This window comes from Kitasatospora sp. NPDC057940, from assembly GCF_042887425.1.
Lineage (GTDB): Bacteria > Actinomycetota > Actinomycetes > Streptomycetales > Streptomycetaceae > Kitasatospora.
The window spans coordinates 216557-232124 of record NZ_JBHVPH010000009.1 but is presented as its reverse complement, the minus strand read 5'-3'; the positions used below and the strand labels follow the sequence as shown (position 1 = coordinate 232124).

At 76.5% G+C, this 15568-nt stretch carries 13 protein-coding genes, 2 tRNA genes and 1 pseudogene; 12 read left to right on the top strand and 4 right to left on the bottom strand.

Features of this window, described 5'->3' with window-relative positions; translation table 11 throughout:
• Positions 1–103: 103 nt before the first annotated feature.
• The 5 genes and pseudogenes from ACFVTF_RS17515 to ACFVTF_RS17495 all read left to right on the top strand — a co-directional run.
• Positions 104–1106, top strand: a pseudogene (locus ACFVTF_RS17515) (helix-turn-helix domain-containing protein); the annotation flags it as partial.
• Positions 1107–2037: 931 nt separating this feature from the next.
• Positions 2038–2640 carry an oligoribonuclease gene (gene orn, locus ACFVTF_RS17510; RefSeq protein ID WP_063349299.1) on the top strand — a complete coding sequence of 201 codons (603 nt, stop codon included), beginning with the start codon at positions 2038–2040 and terminating at the stop codon, positions 2638–2640.
• A gap of 127 nt (positions 2641–2767) precedes the next feature.
• Positions 2768–2843 (top strand) — tRNA-His (locus tag ACFVTF_RS17505).
• 133 nt (positions 2844–2976) lie between these two features.
• Positions 2977–3423 (top strand): DUF4442 domain-containing protein, encoded by a 447-nt coding sequence (locus ACFVTF_RS17500; RefSeq protein ID WP_371518886.1) that lies wholly within the window; start codon positions 2977–2979, stop codon positions 3421–3423.
• 110 nt (positions 3424–3533) lie between these two features.
• Positions 3534–4445 (top strand): hypothetical protein, encoded by a 912-nt coding sequence (locus tag ACFVTF_RS17495; protein ID WP_387814363.1) that lies wholly within the window; start codon positions 3534–3536, stop codon positions 4443–4445.
• Positions 4446–4704: 259 nt separating this feature from the next.
• On the opposite strand, the gene ACFVTF_RS17490 is transcribed toward ACFVTF_RS17495, so the two are convergent.
• Both ACFVTF_RS17490 and ACFVTF_RS17485 read right to left on the bottom strand, forming a co-directional pair.
• A complete protein-coding gene (locus ACFVTF_RS17490) occupies positions 4705–5640 on the bottom strand; it encodes a spermidine synthase (protein WP_371518882.1) in 936 nt (311 codons plus the stop codon).
• 140 nt (positions 5641–5780) lie between these two features.
• Complete coding sequence (locus ACFVTF_RS17485; RefSeq protein WP_371518879.1) at positions 5781–6305, bottom strand: hypothetical protein; 525 nt, start codon at positions 6303–6305, stop codon at positions 5781–5783.
• 438 nt (positions 6306–6743) lie between these two features.
• Between ACFVTF_RS17485 and ACFVTF_RS17480 the strand changes: the two genes are divergently transcribed.
• Complete coding sequence (locus ACFVTF_RS17480) at positions 6744–8333, top strand: tetratricopeptide repeat protein (RefSeq protein ID WP_387814361.1); 1590 nt, start codon at positions 6744–6746, stop codon at positions 8331–8333.
• A gap of 21 nt (positions 8334–8354) precedes the next feature.
• Here ACFVTF_RS17480 and ACFVTF_RS17475 read toward each other — a convergent pair whose 3' ends face one another.
• Positions 8355–9011, bottom strand: a complete 657-nt coding sequence (locus ACFVTF_RS17475) for a histidine phosphatase family protein (RefSeq protein ID WP_371518874.1) — start codon at positions 9009–9011, stop codon at positions 8355–8357.
• Positions 9012–9298: 287 nt separating this feature from the next.
• Between ACFVTF_RS17475 and ACFVTF_RS17470 the strand changes: the two genes are divergently transcribed.
• Genes ACFVTF_RS17470 through ACFVTF_RS17460 form a run of 3 tightly spaced genes read left to right on the top strand, consistent with a single transcriptional unit; the run spans position 9299 to position 13612 of the window.
• Complete coding sequence (locus ACFVTF_RS17470) at positions 9299–10564, top strand: hypothetical protein (protein WP_387814359.1); 1266 nt, start codon at positions 9299–9301, stop codon at positions 10562–10564.
• A 55-nt stretch (positions 10565–10619) separates the two neighbouring features.
• Entirely contained in the window at positions 10620–12251 is a 1632-nt protein-coding gene (locus ACFVTF_RS17465; protein ID WP_387814357.1) for a hypothetical protein, read from the top strand.
• On the top strand, positions 12248–13612 hold the full coding sequence (locus ACFVTF_RS17460) for an AAA family ATPase (protein WP_387814355.1): 1365 nt from the start codon (positions 12248–12250) through the stop codon (positions 13610–13612). The genes ACFVTF_RS17465 and ACFVTF_RS17460 overlap by 4 nt, the downstream gene beginning before the upstream one ends.
• Positions 13613–13625: 13 nt before the next feature.
• Here the strand turns inward: ACFVTF_RS17460 and ACFVTF_RS17455 are convergent, their stop codons facing one another.
• The gene (locus ACFVTF_RS17455) at positions 13626–13970 is read right to left on the bottom strand and encodes a hypothetical protein (RefSeq protein ID WP_387814353.1); all 345 of its coding nucleotides are present in this window, start codon (positions 13968–13970) and stop codon (positions 13626–13628) included.
• A 250-nt stretch (positions 13971–14220) separates the two neighbouring features.
• On the opposite strand from ACFVTF_RS17455, the gene ACFVTF_RS17450 reads away from it, so the two are divergent.
• The 3 genes from ACFVTF_RS17450 (at position 14221) to ACFVTF_RS17440 (ending at position 15471) form a co-directional block, all read left to right on the top strand.
• Positions 14221–14595: a hypothetical protein gene (locus ACFVTF_RS17450; protein ID WP_363583584.1), complete on the top strand. Its 375-nt coding sequence runs from the start codon at positions 14221–14223 to the stop codon at positions 14593–14595.
• A gap of 176 nt (positions 14596–14771) precedes the next feature.
• Positions 14772–15329 carry a bifunctional DNA primase/polymerase gene (locus ACFVTF_RS17445; RefSeq protein WP_063349288.1) on the top strand — a complete coding sequence of 186 codons (558 nt, stop codon included), beginning with the start codon at positions 14772–14774 and terminating at the stop codon, positions 15327–15329.
• Positions 15330–15397: 68 nt separating this feature from the next.
• Positions 15398–15471 (top strand) — tRNA-Lys (locus tag ACFVTF_RS17440).
• Positions 15472–15568: the final 97 nt, after the last annotated feature.

The window sequence follows — 15568 nt, the reverse complement described above, 5'->3', positions numbered from 1 at the left end:
CGGCTCCCTGGGCGGCCCGCTCGCCGGCCTCCCGCTGGGCTCCCCCGGCCACGGCCCGCTGGGCCACGGCGGCGGCCCGGGCGCGAACGGCTCGTCGACCCCGATGACGGTCTCCGCCCCGCGCAAGCTCTCCGGCCGCCGCCGCCGGGAGACCGTCGCGGTGCTGATCTTCGGCGGCGCCCCGATCTTCGAGAGCTCGATCCCGCTGTCCGTCTTCGGCGTCGACCGCCAGGACGCCGGGGTGCCGCGCTACCGGCTGCTGGTCTGCGCCGGCGAGGACGGCCCGCTCGCCACCACCGGCGGCCTCACCCTGTCCGCTCCGTACGGCCTGGAGGCCCTCGCCCGGGCCGGCACGATCGTCGTACCGGCCTGGCGCTCGATCTCGCAGCCCCCGCCGGTCGAGGCGATCACCGCCCTGCGCAAGGCCCACCACGAGGGCGCGCGGATCATCGGGCTCTGCACCGGTGCCTTCGTCCTGGCCGCCGCCGGCCTGCTCGACGGCCGCCCGGCGACCACCCACTGGATGTACGCGCCGACGCTGGCCAAGCGCTACCCCCGGGTGCACGTGGACCCGCGCGAGCTCTTCGTCGACGACGGCGACGTGCTCACCTCGGCCGGCACCGCCGCCGGCATCGACCTGTGCCTGCACGTGGTGCGCAGCGACCACGGCGCCGAGGCGGCCAACGCGCTGGCCCGCCGCCTGGTGGTCCCGAGCCGTCGCAGCGGCGGCGGGCAGGCCCAGTACATCGATCAGTCTTTACCGGAGGAGATCGGCAACGACCCGCTGGCCGAGGTGGTCACCTGGGCGCTGGAGAACCTCAACCAGCAGTTCGACGTCGAGGTGCTGGCGGCCCGCGCGTACATGAGCCGACGCACCTTCGACCGGCGGTTCCGCACGCTCACCGGCAGCGCGCCGCTGCAGTGGCTGATCACCCAGCGGGTGCTCCAGGCGCAGCGGCTGCTGGAGACCTCGGAGCTGTCGGTGGACGACGTCGCCCGCCGGTGCGGGTTCCGTTCGCCGGTGGCGCTGCGCGGGCACTTCCGCCGCCAGCTCGGGGTCTCGCCGGCCGCGTACCGGACCAGCTACCGGGCGCGCCGGCCCGGGCCGCAGTCGGCGGTGCCGACCGGTCCGCACGGCGGCGACCTGCGGCTGCCCGGTGCCCTTCCGCACGCGGCGGCCACGGCCGGGTCGGCGACGGGCGCGGCGCTGTTCGGCGGGTCGCACGGCACGCAGCACGGCGCACAGCACGGCAGCCAGCACGGTGCGCAGCCCGCGTACCCGTTCCCGGCCGGGAACGGCACACCGGCGCAGGGCGGCCCGCACGGCCAGCCGCTGCCGCACGGCGCGTCGCCGGCCGCGGCGGGGCAGCAGGGCCCGCACGGCCAGCCCGGCCCGTTCGCGCCGGGGCAGGCCGGGACGCCGGCCGACCGGTCCTTCCACGCCCGGGCCGGGCAGCCGTACCCGCACCAGCAGGCCGCACAGCAGCCGCACCCCGGGCAGCAGGGTGCGGGGCGCGGTCCGGTGCGGTCGCCGCTGGTGCCGCCGCAGGCCGGGTCGGGGGCGGGGCGTCCACCGCGCACCGCGGAGCACGCGGCGGCGGAGGACGGCCACCCCCAGCCGGGGGCGCGCGGCCAGGGGCAGGGGCACCGCAGTGCGGTCGAACGGCCCGCGGACGAACCGGGTGCCGCGGCGGGCTCCGCCCGCGGCCACGGCTCGGCGAGCGGCCGGGTGCCGGCCCCCGCCCCCACCGGGCAGCCGACGACCGGGGCCGGAGAGCTCCGGGGTCGCCAGGCGCGGGTGCCGCAGGCCCGTCCGCAGGGCGGCCGGGCGGCGGCGACCGACAGTGCCCGGGCGGCGCGCGAGGCCCGTCCGACCCGGGACGGTCACGCGGTCCGGACCGGGCGGGAGGGCGAGCGGCCGGACGGCCACGGCCCGCACGGCGGCGCGGAGGAGCACCAGGCCGAGGGCTGTGCCCCGGAGCCCCGCTCGGCTCCGCCGGTCCCCGCGGCGCGTGATCGCGCCGTAGGGTGAGTTGTGTGAATGACCGTTTGGTATGGATCGACTGTGAAATGACCGGCCTCGACCTCGACCAGGACGCCCTGGTCGAGGTCGCGGCACTGGTGACGGACTCCGAGCTCAACATCCTCGGCGAGGGTGTGGACGTCATCATCCGCCCGCCGGCGGAGGCGCTGGCGGGCATGCCCGAGGTGGTGCGCGCGATGCACACCTCCTCCGGCCTGCTGGAGGAGCTGGAGCAGGGCGTGACGCTGGCCGAGGCCGAGGCGCGGGTGCTCGCGTACATCCGCGAGCACGTGCCGGAGGCCGGCCGGACGCCGCTGTGCGGGAACTCGGTGGCCACCGACCGCGGCTTCCTCGCCCGGGACATGCCGGCCCTGGAGAAGCACCTGCACTACCGGATCGTGGACGTCTCCTCGATCAAGGAGCTGGCCCGCCGCTGGTACCCGAAGGCGTACTACAACAGCCCGCAGAAGGGCGGCAACCACCGGGCGCTCGCCGACATCCGCGAGAGCATCGACGAACTGCGGTACTACCGCGAGGCGGTGTTCGTCCCGCAGCCCGGGCCGGACACCGACACCGCGCGCGCCATCGCCGAGAAGTACCAGGCCCCGGAGGGCTGACCCGAGGAGCCCGGGGGAGGTGCCCGCGTTCGCCCGGGCGAAAGCCTGGCGCGAGCACCCTCTCGGATCCTGTAGAGTTCTTCCTGTCGGAACGGGAACGCGGAAGCGGGAACGAGCCGGACAGATGGTGGGTGTAGCTCAGTTGGTAGAGCACCTGGTTGTGGTCCAGGTGGCCGCGGGTTCAAGTCCCGTCACTCACCCCAGAGCCTGAGGGGCCGATCTCTTCGAGAGATCGGCCCCTCAGGCGTTTTCGCGTTCCCTCAACTCTCCACCGTGGTTCGGGTTTTCCCGGTGCAGGCCTGCCGCCAGAAGCTACCGGCTAGTAACATTCCTGCCATGACCACACCTTCGATCGGCCAGCTGCTCGACTCCACCGTGCCGATGGCGCGCACCCTCAAGCTGGAGTACCTGGAGACCACCCCGGACCGCGCCGTACTGCGGCTGCCCGACCAGCCCGAGTACCACAACCACGTCGGCGGACCGCACGCCGGCGCGATGTTCACCCTCGCCGAGTCTGCCAGCGGCTGCATCGTGCTCGCCGCCTTCGGTGACCAGCTCTCCCGGGCCGTGCCGCTCGCGGTGAACGCCGAGATCGCCTACAAGAAGCTCGCCATGGGCGAGGTCACCGCCACCGCCGTCCTCGGCCGGCCCGCCGCCGAGGTCGTCGCCGAGCTGGACGCCGGCGGCCGCCCCGAGTTCCCGGTCACCGTCGAGATCACCCGCGCCGACGGCGCCGTCACCGGTGTGATGACCGTCACCTGGACGCTGCGCCCCAACTCCTGACCGCGCCACGGCCGGTGGCCCCGGGCGACCCGGCCCCGGGGCCACCCGTACGATGACTGTCCGTGACGGCGGGCGTGACCTCACGACCCGTCCGCTCGTTCTCAACTCACATGCGAGCCAATCACGCGACCAAGCCCCAGGAACCCGCCCCCCGCGGCGTCGGCGCACGGCGCGCGATCGGCCGGTGGCTGCCCCGCGTCCTCGCCGCCGGCGGCGCCCTCCTCCTCCAACTCGGGGGCTTCGGCGCGCAGGACGCCTCCGCCGGCCCGCTGCCGGACCAGACCCGACCCGCCGTCCTCCGGACCCTGGCCTCCGGGCCGGCGCCCGGCCGGCTCGTCCAGGCCGGGCGGCCCGCGTACGACGGGCCGTCGGCCGAGCGCTCCGCCGACCCCGGGCGCCCGGCGGCCGAGGAGGCCGACCGCCCCTCCCCCGGGCTCGTCGGGGAACTGACCGGCGCCGTCCCCGACGCCGGGATCGACGGCACCACCGACGCGGTCGGCAGCGTCTTCCAGGACCGGATCCGGGCCGGCGGCCTCCCCCTGCCCGGGCAACGGGCCGCCGTCCCCGACGCCTTCGCGATCGCCTCCGGCCTGGTCGACACCGTCCCCGCCCAGGGCCGCCCCGCCGAGACCCGCGCCTCCCGGGAGGGCGGGCCCGCCGAACTCCCCGCCGCCGCACGGTCCGGCGCCACCGGAGGCCGCTCGGCCGCACCTGCCGCCGCCACCCGCCCGTCCGGGGCGGCCGACGCGCCCCCGGTCCAGGAGGCCACCGCCCCGGACGGGCGGAGCGCGGCCGGGCCCGCCACCAGCCGTGACCGGACGGGTGCCACCATCGCCCCGCCGGTCGGGCCCGGCGCACCCGCCCAGCCGTCCGAAACCCTCGTACTCGCCGACACCGCCACGGTGACGGTCGTGGGCGACGGGTCCGCCACCGCGACCGCCGTCCTCGCGCCGATCGCCGCCGGGCTGCTGCTGACCGGCGCGGCCATGTGCAAGCACCGCGGCCTGCCGCGCGGGCACTGACCGGGCTCACGCTCCTGGCGACGGTTCCCGCGCCGGCCGCGGACGTGCACGCCCGGGGGCGAACCGGACGTGCTGCCGATCCGGGTCGCACTCCTCGCCGGCCGGAACGGCTCCGGGTCCGGACCGGAGTCGGGATGCCGGGCCGGCGCAGGCCGGGGCGGCGACCGCCATCGTCAGCCGCAAGCCGGATCGCCGTCAGGGGATTTCAGGCGGCGGTGGGCAGCCCCGCCGGTGGTCGGCCAGGAGGCCAACCGGGAGGTCAGCGGAAGACACCCGGGGGCGGGGCCGGGGAGGGGGCGGCGGTGGCGTCCGTGGCGGGGACGGCCCCGGCGGCGAACGCGGTGAGGGCGGGCCCGTGTTCGACCCGGCCGAGGGCGGCGTCGGAGGCGACGCGGCGGGTGAGGTCGGCGATCGGGAGGGGTGCGTGGGCGCCGGCGAGGACGAGGTTGCCGAAGCGCTTGCCGCGCAGGACGGCGGGGTCGGCGACCAGGCACAGTTCGGGGAAGACCGCGCCGAGGGTGGCGATCTGGGAGCGGGCGAAGGGCAGCGCCGAGCCGTCGGCGATGTTGGCCGCGTACCAGCCGCCGGGGGCGAGGGCGCGGGCCGCGAGGGCGGTGAACTCGACGGTGGTGCAGTGGGCCGGGGTGCGGGCGCCGGAGAAGACGTCGGTGATGACCAGGTCGGCGCTGCCCTCGGGGGTGCGTTCGAGCACGCTGCGGGCGTCGGCGCCGCGCACCTTGATCTGCCAGCTGCGCTCCAACGGCAGCTCGGTGCGGACGAGTTCGGTGAGCGCGGTGTCGATCTCGGCGACCTGCTGGCGGGAGCGGGGCCGGGTGGCCGCGACGTAACGGGCCAGGGTGAGGGCGCCGCCGCCGAGGTGCAGCACGGTGAGCGGGCGGCCGGACGGGGCGACCAGGTCGATCAGGTGGCCGAGCCGACGCTGGTACTCGAAACCGAGGTGGGTGGGGTCGGCGAGGTCGACCATGGACTGCGGGGCGCCGTCGATCAGCAGCGACCAGGCGGCGGGGCGGTCCCGGTCGGGGCGCAGTTCGGCGAGGCCGGAGCCGACCGCGCGGGTGAGCGGGCCCTGGGCGTGGGTGCGGCCGCCGGGGCCGGTGACGTCCGGCCCGGTGTCGCGCTCGGTGCCGCGGCCCGTGCCCCGGGCTGCTCTGCTGCTTCGTCCCATGACCGCCATTATCGCCGCCGGGCGAGGCGGCCCCGCTGGTCAGGGAGGTCAGGGGGAGGTCGGAGAGGTTCGGGGGGGCGTGCCAGGTGGATCCGGCCGGAGGGGCGGGCCAGGCTCGCGGGCCCGGCGGGATCCGCACGGCACGCCCGCTAGAACGGACCGAGGCCGCCTGCGGTGAGCGTGCAGGCGGCCTCGCAGAGGGCGGATCGGAGCACCCAGGCGTCGGTGGGGCGGGCGGCGCAGGTGGCGCCGGAGGGGGGCATCACCCACCGTGGGTCGGTGGCGGTCGGGAGCAGGGCGCCGGCGGTACAGGAACTGCCGGGCAAGTGCCAGGTCTCGCTGGTGCCGGCGGGGACGAGGAAGGTGACGGTGCTGCCGTTGCGGCTCTGCAGGACGGCCCCGCAGGCCCTGCGCAGCCGCAGGATGTCCACCGCCTCCAGGCCGTGCCGCAGGGCGACCGTCACGGTGTCGCAGGTGGTGACGAGGGTGTCCTGGTCCGGTCCGGGGCCGAGGCGGTGGCCGGGGTGCCGGCCGCCGCGGGGGGCGCGGCCGCCTTCGACCGGGCCCCTGCCGGGGAACCGGTCGTCGGCCGGGTCGGGGAGCAGGGCGGGGGCGGCGCCGGCGAGCACGCCGCCGGCGGCCGGTCGGTACTGCGGCAGTCCGGTGGCCATCATGGGCCCTCCTGTACCTCGTCGGGTCGGAAGCGCCGCCACCCGGGAGGTGGGGGCCGCGGGGACGGACGGCAGGCCGGGGCGACGGCCTGGGCTTCCACGTATCAGGACAACGCCGCTGACACCTCGCAGGCCACGGGGCGCCTTACAGCAAGGCATGGCATTTCATGGCGGATAACCCGCAACCACGCCCGCTTTATACCGAATTGGGGGCACATCTCCCGCGAACCGGCTGTGGTCGACCGGTCACGCCCGGTACTGTCGGTGGCGGGTCACGACGACCCCACCGGCCACACCGGGCCGTTCCCGCACCGTCGCGCACCACCGTGCCGACACCCGGACCGTACCCGCACTTCGCCCCCGCACCCGACACCCGCGCACCTCCGGCGCCGCCGGCCGCGCGCCCGCACCACCACCCTCCGCACGACCACGGAGCGCACCATGGCAGCCACCCCACCGGCCGAGCCGAACCGCCCGTCACCCAACGCCGTGATGCGCGCACTGCGCGGCGACCGCTCACCCGGCGAGTTCGCCATGGCCGTGCGCCGGGCGGCCCGGGAGATCGGGGAGCACGTCTCCTGCGACGCCCGCTACGTCGGGCGGGTCGAATCCGGTGAGATCCGCTGCCCCAACTACGCCTACGAGCGGGTCTTCCGGCACATGTGGCCGGATCGCACGCTCACCGAACTCGGCTTCTCCCCCCGGACCGCCGTCCGCCGCCGCCCGGCGGACGGCGCCGACGGGAGGGCCGAAGCCCCCCCGCTCCACCCACCGTTCCCGCCCCCGCCCGCCCCGCGCTCACCACTCTCCACTCAACTCCCGTACGCTGCCTCGCCGTACGCGGATCCAGCCGCTCCGACCGGGCCCCCGTGGCCGAAGGCCGTCGCGGTGCCCCGGGGGCCCGATGGATCGCCCTATCTCGACGAGGAGAACGACGACGTGCGTCGCCGTACGTTCCTGGCCGGCGGCCCGACCGCGCTGGCCACCGTGATCGGCATCGACCGGCCGACCGTGGCCGCCGCCGCGGCCACCGGCAGTGCCGCCGCCGACCCCGCCGCACCGGTGCTGTTCGAGCCCGGCCCCGGCGCCTTCGTGCCCGGCCGCCCCGGGCCGGTACCGCCACCCCGCAAGGTCGGCGCCGCCGAGGTGCTCGGCGTCGAGGAGGCCGTCCGGGAGATCCGGCTGGCCGACGACGCGCACGGCGGCGACACCCTGTTCGAACGCGCCGGGCAGTCGCTGCGCACCGCCTACCTGCTGCTCAACGAGGGCGAGTACAGCGCGGAGACCGAACGCCGGCTCCAGGCCGGGGCCGGCGAACTCGCCATCTCGGTGGGCTGGTTGGCACACGACTCGAACCGGCTGGCGGACGCCCGCTCGCTCTACGCCGAGGCGCTCGCCACCGCCCGCATGGCCGGCGACGCCGCACTGGAGGCGCACGTGTTCTGCAACAGCGCCTTCCTCGCCCGGGACGCCGGCCGCCCCCGCGAGGCGCTGCGCGCCGCCCAGGCCGGGCAGGTCGCCGCCCGCCAACTGGACTCCCCCCGGCTGCTCGCGCTGCTGGCCATGCGGGAGGCCGGCGGCTGGGCGCTGCTGCAGGACCGCGCCGCCTGCGAACGCGCGATCGCCCGGTCGTACACGCTGTTCGGCCGCGGCCGCTCCGAGGACGATCCGGAGTGGATGTCCTTCTTCGGCGAGGCGGAGATCGCCGGCCTGCAGTCGCAGTGCTGGTCCGCACTCGGCGACTGGGACCGCGCCAGCGAGCAGGCCGCGCTGGCCATAGCCCTGCAGAAGCCGCACTTCGTCCGCAACCGGGTGCTGTACACCGCCGAGCTGGCCCACGACCGGCTCGGCCGGGGCGACTTGGCGGGTGCGGCGCACCACGGTTCGGCCGCCGTGGCGCTGTTCGGCGAAGTCCGCTCGGCCCGGATCCGGAGCATGCTGGCGGACACCGCCGAACGGCTGCGCCCGCACGCCGCCGTGACCGAGGTGCGCCACTTCCTGGCCGGGTACGACCAGGCGGCGGCCGCCTGAGGCACGTGTCCTGACCGACCGTCAGTGACCGGCGGTCAGGCCCTCCAGGTGGGAGAGGTCGTTCCAGACCTCCACGGCCGGCGCGCCGTACTCCCAGGAGAGCACGCAGAGCGCGGCGGTGCCGAGCTTGAAGCGCTGGGCGAACTCGGGCGGCAGGCCCAGCCAGCGCGCGGTCAGGATGCGCAGCAGGTGGCCGTGCGCGAACAGGACGACGTCCCGGTCCGCGCAGTGCATGACGGTGGTGTCCGGCTCGGGGACGCCGTGCTCCTCGTTGAGGCCGGCGAGGAAGGCGTCCACCCGGGCGGCCACCTCGGAGAGCTTCTCGCCGCCGGGCACGCCGTCGCGCCAGATCAGCCAGCCGGGGTGGTCGGTGGCGCGGATGTCCGCGCCGGTGCGGCCCTCGTACTGGCCGTAGTCCCACTCCAGGAGCTCGGGGCGGTCCACCGCCCGGTCGCCGAAGCCGGCCAGGGCGCAGGTCTCCTTGGCGCGGCCGAGCGGACTGGTGTAGACGAGCGCGTCCGGCAGCCCGTTCCAGGGGGCCTTGGCGAGGCGGGCGCCGAGCGCGCGGGCCATCGCCCGGCCCTCCTCGGTCAGCGGGATGTCGGTGCGGCCGGTGTGGCGGCCGGTGGCCGACCATTCGGTCTCGCCGTGGCGGACCAGCACGATTCGGGCGGGCATGGCAGGCTCCTCGCAGCGGGGCGGTGGCAACGGTCGGTCTCACCCTTGAGCACCGGGTTCCATGATCCCTCACCCGGACGGCGGGCACGATCGCGGGCCGGGCCGAAACGGTCCGGAGGCGGCGGCGGGCCGAAACGGTCCGGAGGCGGCGGCGGGCCGAAAACGGCCTCGGTGTCCGGGCCGACCGGGTCGCGGAGTGTCCCCACCTGTCACGCACGCGCGGTTCAGGCCGGAACAGGCCGGTCCGCACCGCATTGTCGGACCCGGGTGCGACACTGGGCCGCACCATGAACGTCTCGACGAACGTCCCGTCCACCGGGCACGCTGAGCCGCTCGCCCAGCGGCTCGCCGAACTGCGCGGTCCCGCGCCGCAGCGCAGCCTGAACGCCCGTTCCCTCGCCGCGCTCGCCGCCAATCCGGGCTGCCACCGCCGCGCCGTGCTCGACGCCGCGGGGGTGGACAAGTCGACGCTGGCCGCCCGGCTCGGCCGCCCCGCGCCGTTCGGGCAGTCCCCGTTCGCGATCGCCCGCGGCGTGATCTTCGAGTCCCGGCTGAAGGCGGACGACTACGCCGCGCTGCTGGAGCCGCTGCGCGGCCACCTCGGCGTCCCCGCGGACGGCGGCACCCCCCTGCAGGTGCCGGACCTGCTGCACCGTTCCGGGCCCGCCGTCCGGGCCGACCGGACGGTCGAGGCGCTGGCCCGGGCCGCCGCCGACCCGGACGCCTGGACGCTGCTGGACCACCCGATGCTGCGCCTGGACGTGGCGGGCGGCACCGCCTACCTGGAGCCGGACGCGATCGTGGTGCACGGCGGCCGGTGCACGGTGGTCGAGATCAAGTCCTTCCCGGTGCTGGACGGCGGCGCGGACCCGGCCAAGGTCGGCGCCGCCGCCCGCCAGGCCGCCGTGTACGTGCTGGCGCTCCAGCGGACGGCCGCCGCGCTGGCCGGCCACCCGCTCGACGTCGACCCGTACACCGAGCAGCGGCTGCCCGGCAGCCCCCGGTCGAGCGTGCTGCTGGTCTGCCCGAAGGACTTCGGCAACCGGCCGACGGCCGTCGCCGTCGACGTCCGCCGCGAACTGGCCACCACCCGCCGCCAGCTGAGCCGGATGACCGGTATCGACCGGCTGCTGGCGGAGCTGCCGGCGGGCGCCGACTTCGACCTGGCGGCCGACGAGGAGGGCGTGCCGGCCCGCTCCGCCGAGGAGCTGACCGCCTCGGTCGAGGCGGTGCCCGCCGCGTACGGCCCGGACTGCCTCTCCACCTGCGAGCTCGGCTTCCACTGCCGCGCCCGGGCCCGCTGCGACGACCGGGTCGAGCAGCTCGGCCGGGGCGTGCGCGGCGAACTGGGCAGCATCCGGACGGTGACGCGGGCCCTGGCCGCCGCCGAGGCCGGCATCGCCGCCACTGAGCGCACCGCCGCCGTGGACGAGAACGCCGACGCCGATGCGGACACCGACACCGACGTGGACGAGGCGGCCGAGCGGCTGGCCTACGCGGCCGCGCTGCGCGCCGAGGCGCTGGGCAAGACCCCGACGGCGGGCCGCGCATGAGCGGGCGCAGCACGGCCGTGCGCGAACGCGGCGGGCCCGGGGCGGGGGCGGGCGCATGAGCCTGCTGACCACCCTCGCCCGGCTGGAGGCCGTCCGCAGCGGGCGGGCCGAGCCGCTGGCCACCGTCCGGCACCGGCACCTGTCCGACCGCCCGATGATTCTCGTGCCGCTGACGGCCGCCGGTGAGGCCGGAGCGCCGCTGGCGGTGCTGCTGGGCACCGACCGGGACGCACCCCGGCTGCACCTGGTGCCGCAGCCGCTCAACCGCACCCTGCGGTTCGACTTCCTGGCCGAGCTGGCCGCCGACCTGCTGCCGTACCTGGAGTCCTTCGCCGAGGACGTGGAGCAGATCGAGGGCTCCGAGAAGGATCCGGAGACCGGCGAGAAGACCCAGGTGTTCCGCGAGCTGTGCGCCGACGCGCCGCAGCTGATCGTGCCGAACGGCGCGGGCGTGCGGCACCTGGCCCTGCTCGGCCGCTCCACCCGGTTCCGCCGCACGGTCGAGGACGACGAGCCGGGGCCGTACCCCGCGCCGGTGCGGGTGCCGCTGCTCGGCCGCTGGCTGACCCACCTCACCGACCGCGCCCAGGTGCCGGGCACCAGCCTGCTGCTGCCGATGACCGGCCTGCTGGCCCGGCACTGGGCCACCGGCCAGAGCCATCTGGAGGACCAGCACCTGGCCGCCCACCTGGCCTGGCACGCCCCGCCGGACGGCCTGACCGGTGCCGAGGCGGCCGAGCGCGCCGAGTCCGCCCGGGACGACCGGGGGCAGCTGCTGCACCCGCCGGCCGGCCCGGCCACCGATCCGCGCTTCGACGAGTTCGTGCTCGCCCCGGCGATCGCCCGCTACGACACCGCCACGGCCGCCCTTCAGCACAGCGCCGAGCAGCGCGACGAGGCCGCCGCCGAGCGTGCCCGGGCGGCCGTCCGGGCGGCGGTCGAGCAGTTGCGCGAGGTGCTGGCGGCCGTGCTGCTGCCCACCTGGCGGGACGTCTGGCGCGGCCTGGACCTGCTGCGCGGGCTGCCGCCCGCCGGGCACCTGGCGGAACGCTGGACCGGCGACCGCTGGTCCTACACCGGCCACCGGGACCGGCTGGCGGCCGGCGAGCCGCCGCAGCCGCGGCAGGACGACGCCGTCACGGCCGCCCGCAAGCTCGCCCAGCGCGAGCGCGAGCAGACCCGGCTGGACGTCCAGGAGGCGCTGGACGATCCGCTGGCGATGGCCGAACACCGGCTGTCCGGCGAGGCGTTCAGCGGCGTGGTGACCGAGGTGGTGCCGGACTACGACACCACTGGCCGCTCCCCCAAGCCGCGCCCGCTGATCACCCTGCGCACCGCCGACCGCCCGCACGCGGACCTCGGGCGGGAGGCGCACCGGGTATGGGGCTCCCCCCAGCCGGAGGCCGGCGGCGGCCGGTCCCCGCAGAAGGCGGAGATCGCGGCGGTCGACCCGGCCGGGGGCACCATCACCCTGCGCCTGCTGTCCGGCATGGGACGCCGGAAGGAGCCCGAGCCGGGCAGCCTGCCCGAGCCCGGCGATCCGGTCACCTTCACCCTGTTCGAGCTGACGGTCCGCCAGTCCGCGCCGCTGCCCGAGCCGGACGACACCCCGTGGACGCACGGCGGCCCGCCCGGCGCCGCACCCGCGCCCGTACCCGCCCCGTCCGTCTCCGAGGAGTGGGAATGATGGCCGAGTCGAGCGCCGAGCAGGCACCGGGCGCGGCCGCAGACGCCGCCGTGGCCCGGATCCTGGCCGCGACCGTCCACCCGGCGGCCGGCGCCCCGCGCGGCGTGGTGGTCGATTCCCCGCCCGGCGCCGGGAAGTCGACGCTGGTGGTGCGGGCGGCCCGGGAGCTGGTCGAGGCCGGCGAGCGGCTGATGATCGTCGCCCAGACCAACGGCCAGGTGGACGACCTGGTCGGCCGACTCGCCGAGAAGGCACCGGACCTGACGATCGGCCGGCTGCACGCCGCCGACGCCCGACCCGGCCCGGAGGTGCTGAAGCACGCCAACGTCACGCCCTCCGACAAGGTCGCCGAGCTGGTCGAGCACGACGTGGTGGTCTCCACCTCGGCGAAGTGGCAGTGGGTGCGGGCCGAGGCGCCGTGGCGGCACGCGATCGTCGACGAGGCGTACCAGATGCGTTCGGACGCCCTGCTCGCGGTGGCCCGGCTGTTCGAGCGGGCGCTGTTCGTCGGCGACCCGGGCCAGCTGGACCCGTTCACCGTGGTCGGCACCGAGCAGTGGGCGGGCCTGTCGTACGACCCGTCGAGCAGCGCCGTGGTCACCATGCTGGCGCACAACCCGCAGATCGAGCCGCACCGGCTGCCGGTCTCCTGGCGGCTGCCGGCCAGCGCGGCGCCGCTGATCTCGCGGGCGTTCTACCCGTACACGCCGTTCCGCTCCGGCACCGGCCCGGACGACCGCCGGCTGAGCGCCGCCGTCCGGCCGGACGGCGGCGCGCTGGACGCCGCGATCGACCGGGCCGCCGAGCACGGCTGGGCGCTGCTGGAGCTGCCCGCCCGGCACACCGTGCGGACCGATCCGCAGGCGGTGGCGGCCGTCGCGGCCACCGTCCGGCGGTTGCTGGAGCGCGGGCTGACGGCCCGCTCCGAACAGGGCGAGGCGCCCCTCACCGCGGACCGGATCGCGGTCGGCACCGCCCACCGGGACCAGGCCGCGGCCGTCCGCGCCGCCCTGCTCAAGGTGGGCGTCCCGGTGGACCAGGCGGCCGGCCCGGCCGTCACGGTGGACACCGCCAACCGGCTGCAGGGCCGCGAGTACGACGTCACGGTGGTGCTGCACCCGCTGTCCGGACGGCCCGACGCGACGGCCTTCCACCTGGAGACCGGCCGGCTGTGCGTGCTCGCCTCCCGGCACCGGCACGCCTGCATCGTGGTCGCCCGGGCCGGGATCGGCGCGCTGCTGGACGAGCACCCGTCCACCGAGCCGGTCCAGCTGGGCGTCCCGGTCGCCTTCCCGGACGGATGGGAGGCCAACCATCAGGTGCTGGACCACCTGAGCGGCCACCGGGTGCGGCTGGGCTGAGCCGCCGGGCGGGTCAGGCCTCGGTCTCGGTCTCGGTCTCGGTCTCGGTCTCGGTCTCGCAGGCGGCGTAGGCCTGGACGCTCCCGTGCCCGGCCCGCACCGCCCAGGTGCTCGGGTCGTCGGGGTTCGGCGCGTTGACCAGGACGGCGTCGCCGGAGGCGGCGGGCCGGAAGGCGTAGCCGCCCCCGGTGAGGTGGGAGCCCTGGGGGCAGGTCGCCGTCGACCAGCCGCCCGGGCCGCTCCACGGCCCGGTCACCACGGTGGTCGTCTCGGCGGCCCGGGCCGCAGGTGCCGCGGCCAGCCCGAGGGCCGGGGCGATCAGCAGGAGTCCGGCCGCGAGGCCCTTGCGTAGGGGCATGGGTTCTCCCTGGGGTGGTGGATCGCTGGAACACCCGGGACAACGACGGCCCCGGCGCCCCGGCGCCACCGCACGCACCCGACCACCCGAAGGAGTAGCGCGACCCCGGCGCGTGCGGGGGAATAGCGCCCGCACGCGCACCGTTCCGTTACCGGCCGCCGCCGCGCGACAATGGACGGCGGCCACGGCCGTGCGGCGCGGCCCGGAGCAGCCGCCGCCCACCCCCACCGAGACCCGGAGGTGTCCGTTCATGCCCGACTCCCACACGAAGGCGTCCGACCACGGCGGTCAGGCCGACCCCGCGCGGCGTCTGCGTCCGGTGCAGCTGCTGTTCGAGCCGCAGTCCGCCGAACCGGAGCCGGAACGATTCTTCGATCTGGAGTCGATCGACGACCCCGCGGACCTGCTGCGCCGCTCCACCGAGCTGGCCCTGGCCTTCCGGACGGCCGCCGAGCGGGCCACCGACTTCCAGGCGGTCGCCGCCGCACAGCTGGCGGACCCGCGCCGCTTCGACGCGCTGTCCGACGCCGAGATCGCGCAGCGGGCGGACTGGACCCCCGACTACGCGGCCAAGATGATCGAGTACGGCCGCGGGCTGCTCCAGCCCCGCCGCCACGAGGACTGAGCGCAGCCGGGCACGGGCACCGGAGCGCCGCGCCCCGGTGCTCCGGCGCTGCGACGCTGCGGCATCGGCCGCTGGCATATGCGCGAGCGGGGAAGGGTACGCCGTTCCCCGTCGTCCTGTCCGGCAAACCGCGCTTTCCCTCCCGTCCGGCCCGCGGACGGCACAGGCTGCTGTCCGTGGACATCTGGACGTATCAGTCGGTGGAGTACGTCACCGTGGCCGGCGAGGCCTGGCTCGCCTCCGCCAGCGAGTACCCGCGCAGCATGCGCGCCCTCTGGGAGGCCCGGCCGTGGGCGCCCTCGGTGCTGCCCTGCGGGCGCGCCTTCGACGTGATCAGCATGCCGTCGCTGTTCGGCCGCCGGGTGCTGGACGAGCTGTGGGCCTCCGGGCCGGGCTGCGGGCCGGTCGCCTCCTACCGGGGGCGGACGCTGCTGTTCGTCCAGCCCGGCGCGGGGCCCCGGCTGCGCCGGCTGCTGGCCTGGGAGGAGTGGGCCCGGGACGTGCCGCCCCTGCTGTGCCACGGCAAGGGCGACGCGGTGACCGTGCCGCCGGTGCAGCGGATGGTGAACGGCCCGGACTCCCCCGGGCTGGGCTCCGGCCGGTGGATCGTCGCCCCGGAGGACCGGGAGCCGTGGCTGCCGGGCGCCTCGGTGGTGCTGTGGGCGTGCGTGCGGGCGGCCCGGGAGCCGGCTGCGGCCGTGCCGGCCGGCGCGGCCGCCGTGACCGGGGGGTGAACGGCGGACGGCCGGTATTCGATTTTGGCGCGGACCCCGGGCGCTGCTAAAGTCTTCTCTGTCAGCAGGCGCCGCTAGCTCAGTTGGTTAGAGCAGCTGACTCTTAATCAGCGGGTCCGGGGTTCGAGTCCCTGGCGGCGCACAGACAGCCGAGAGGCCCCTTGCGAAAGCAAGGGGCCTCTCGGCGTTTCCCGCGCGAATCAGCGAACGAGCGGACGAGCGAACAGGACCGGGCCGCC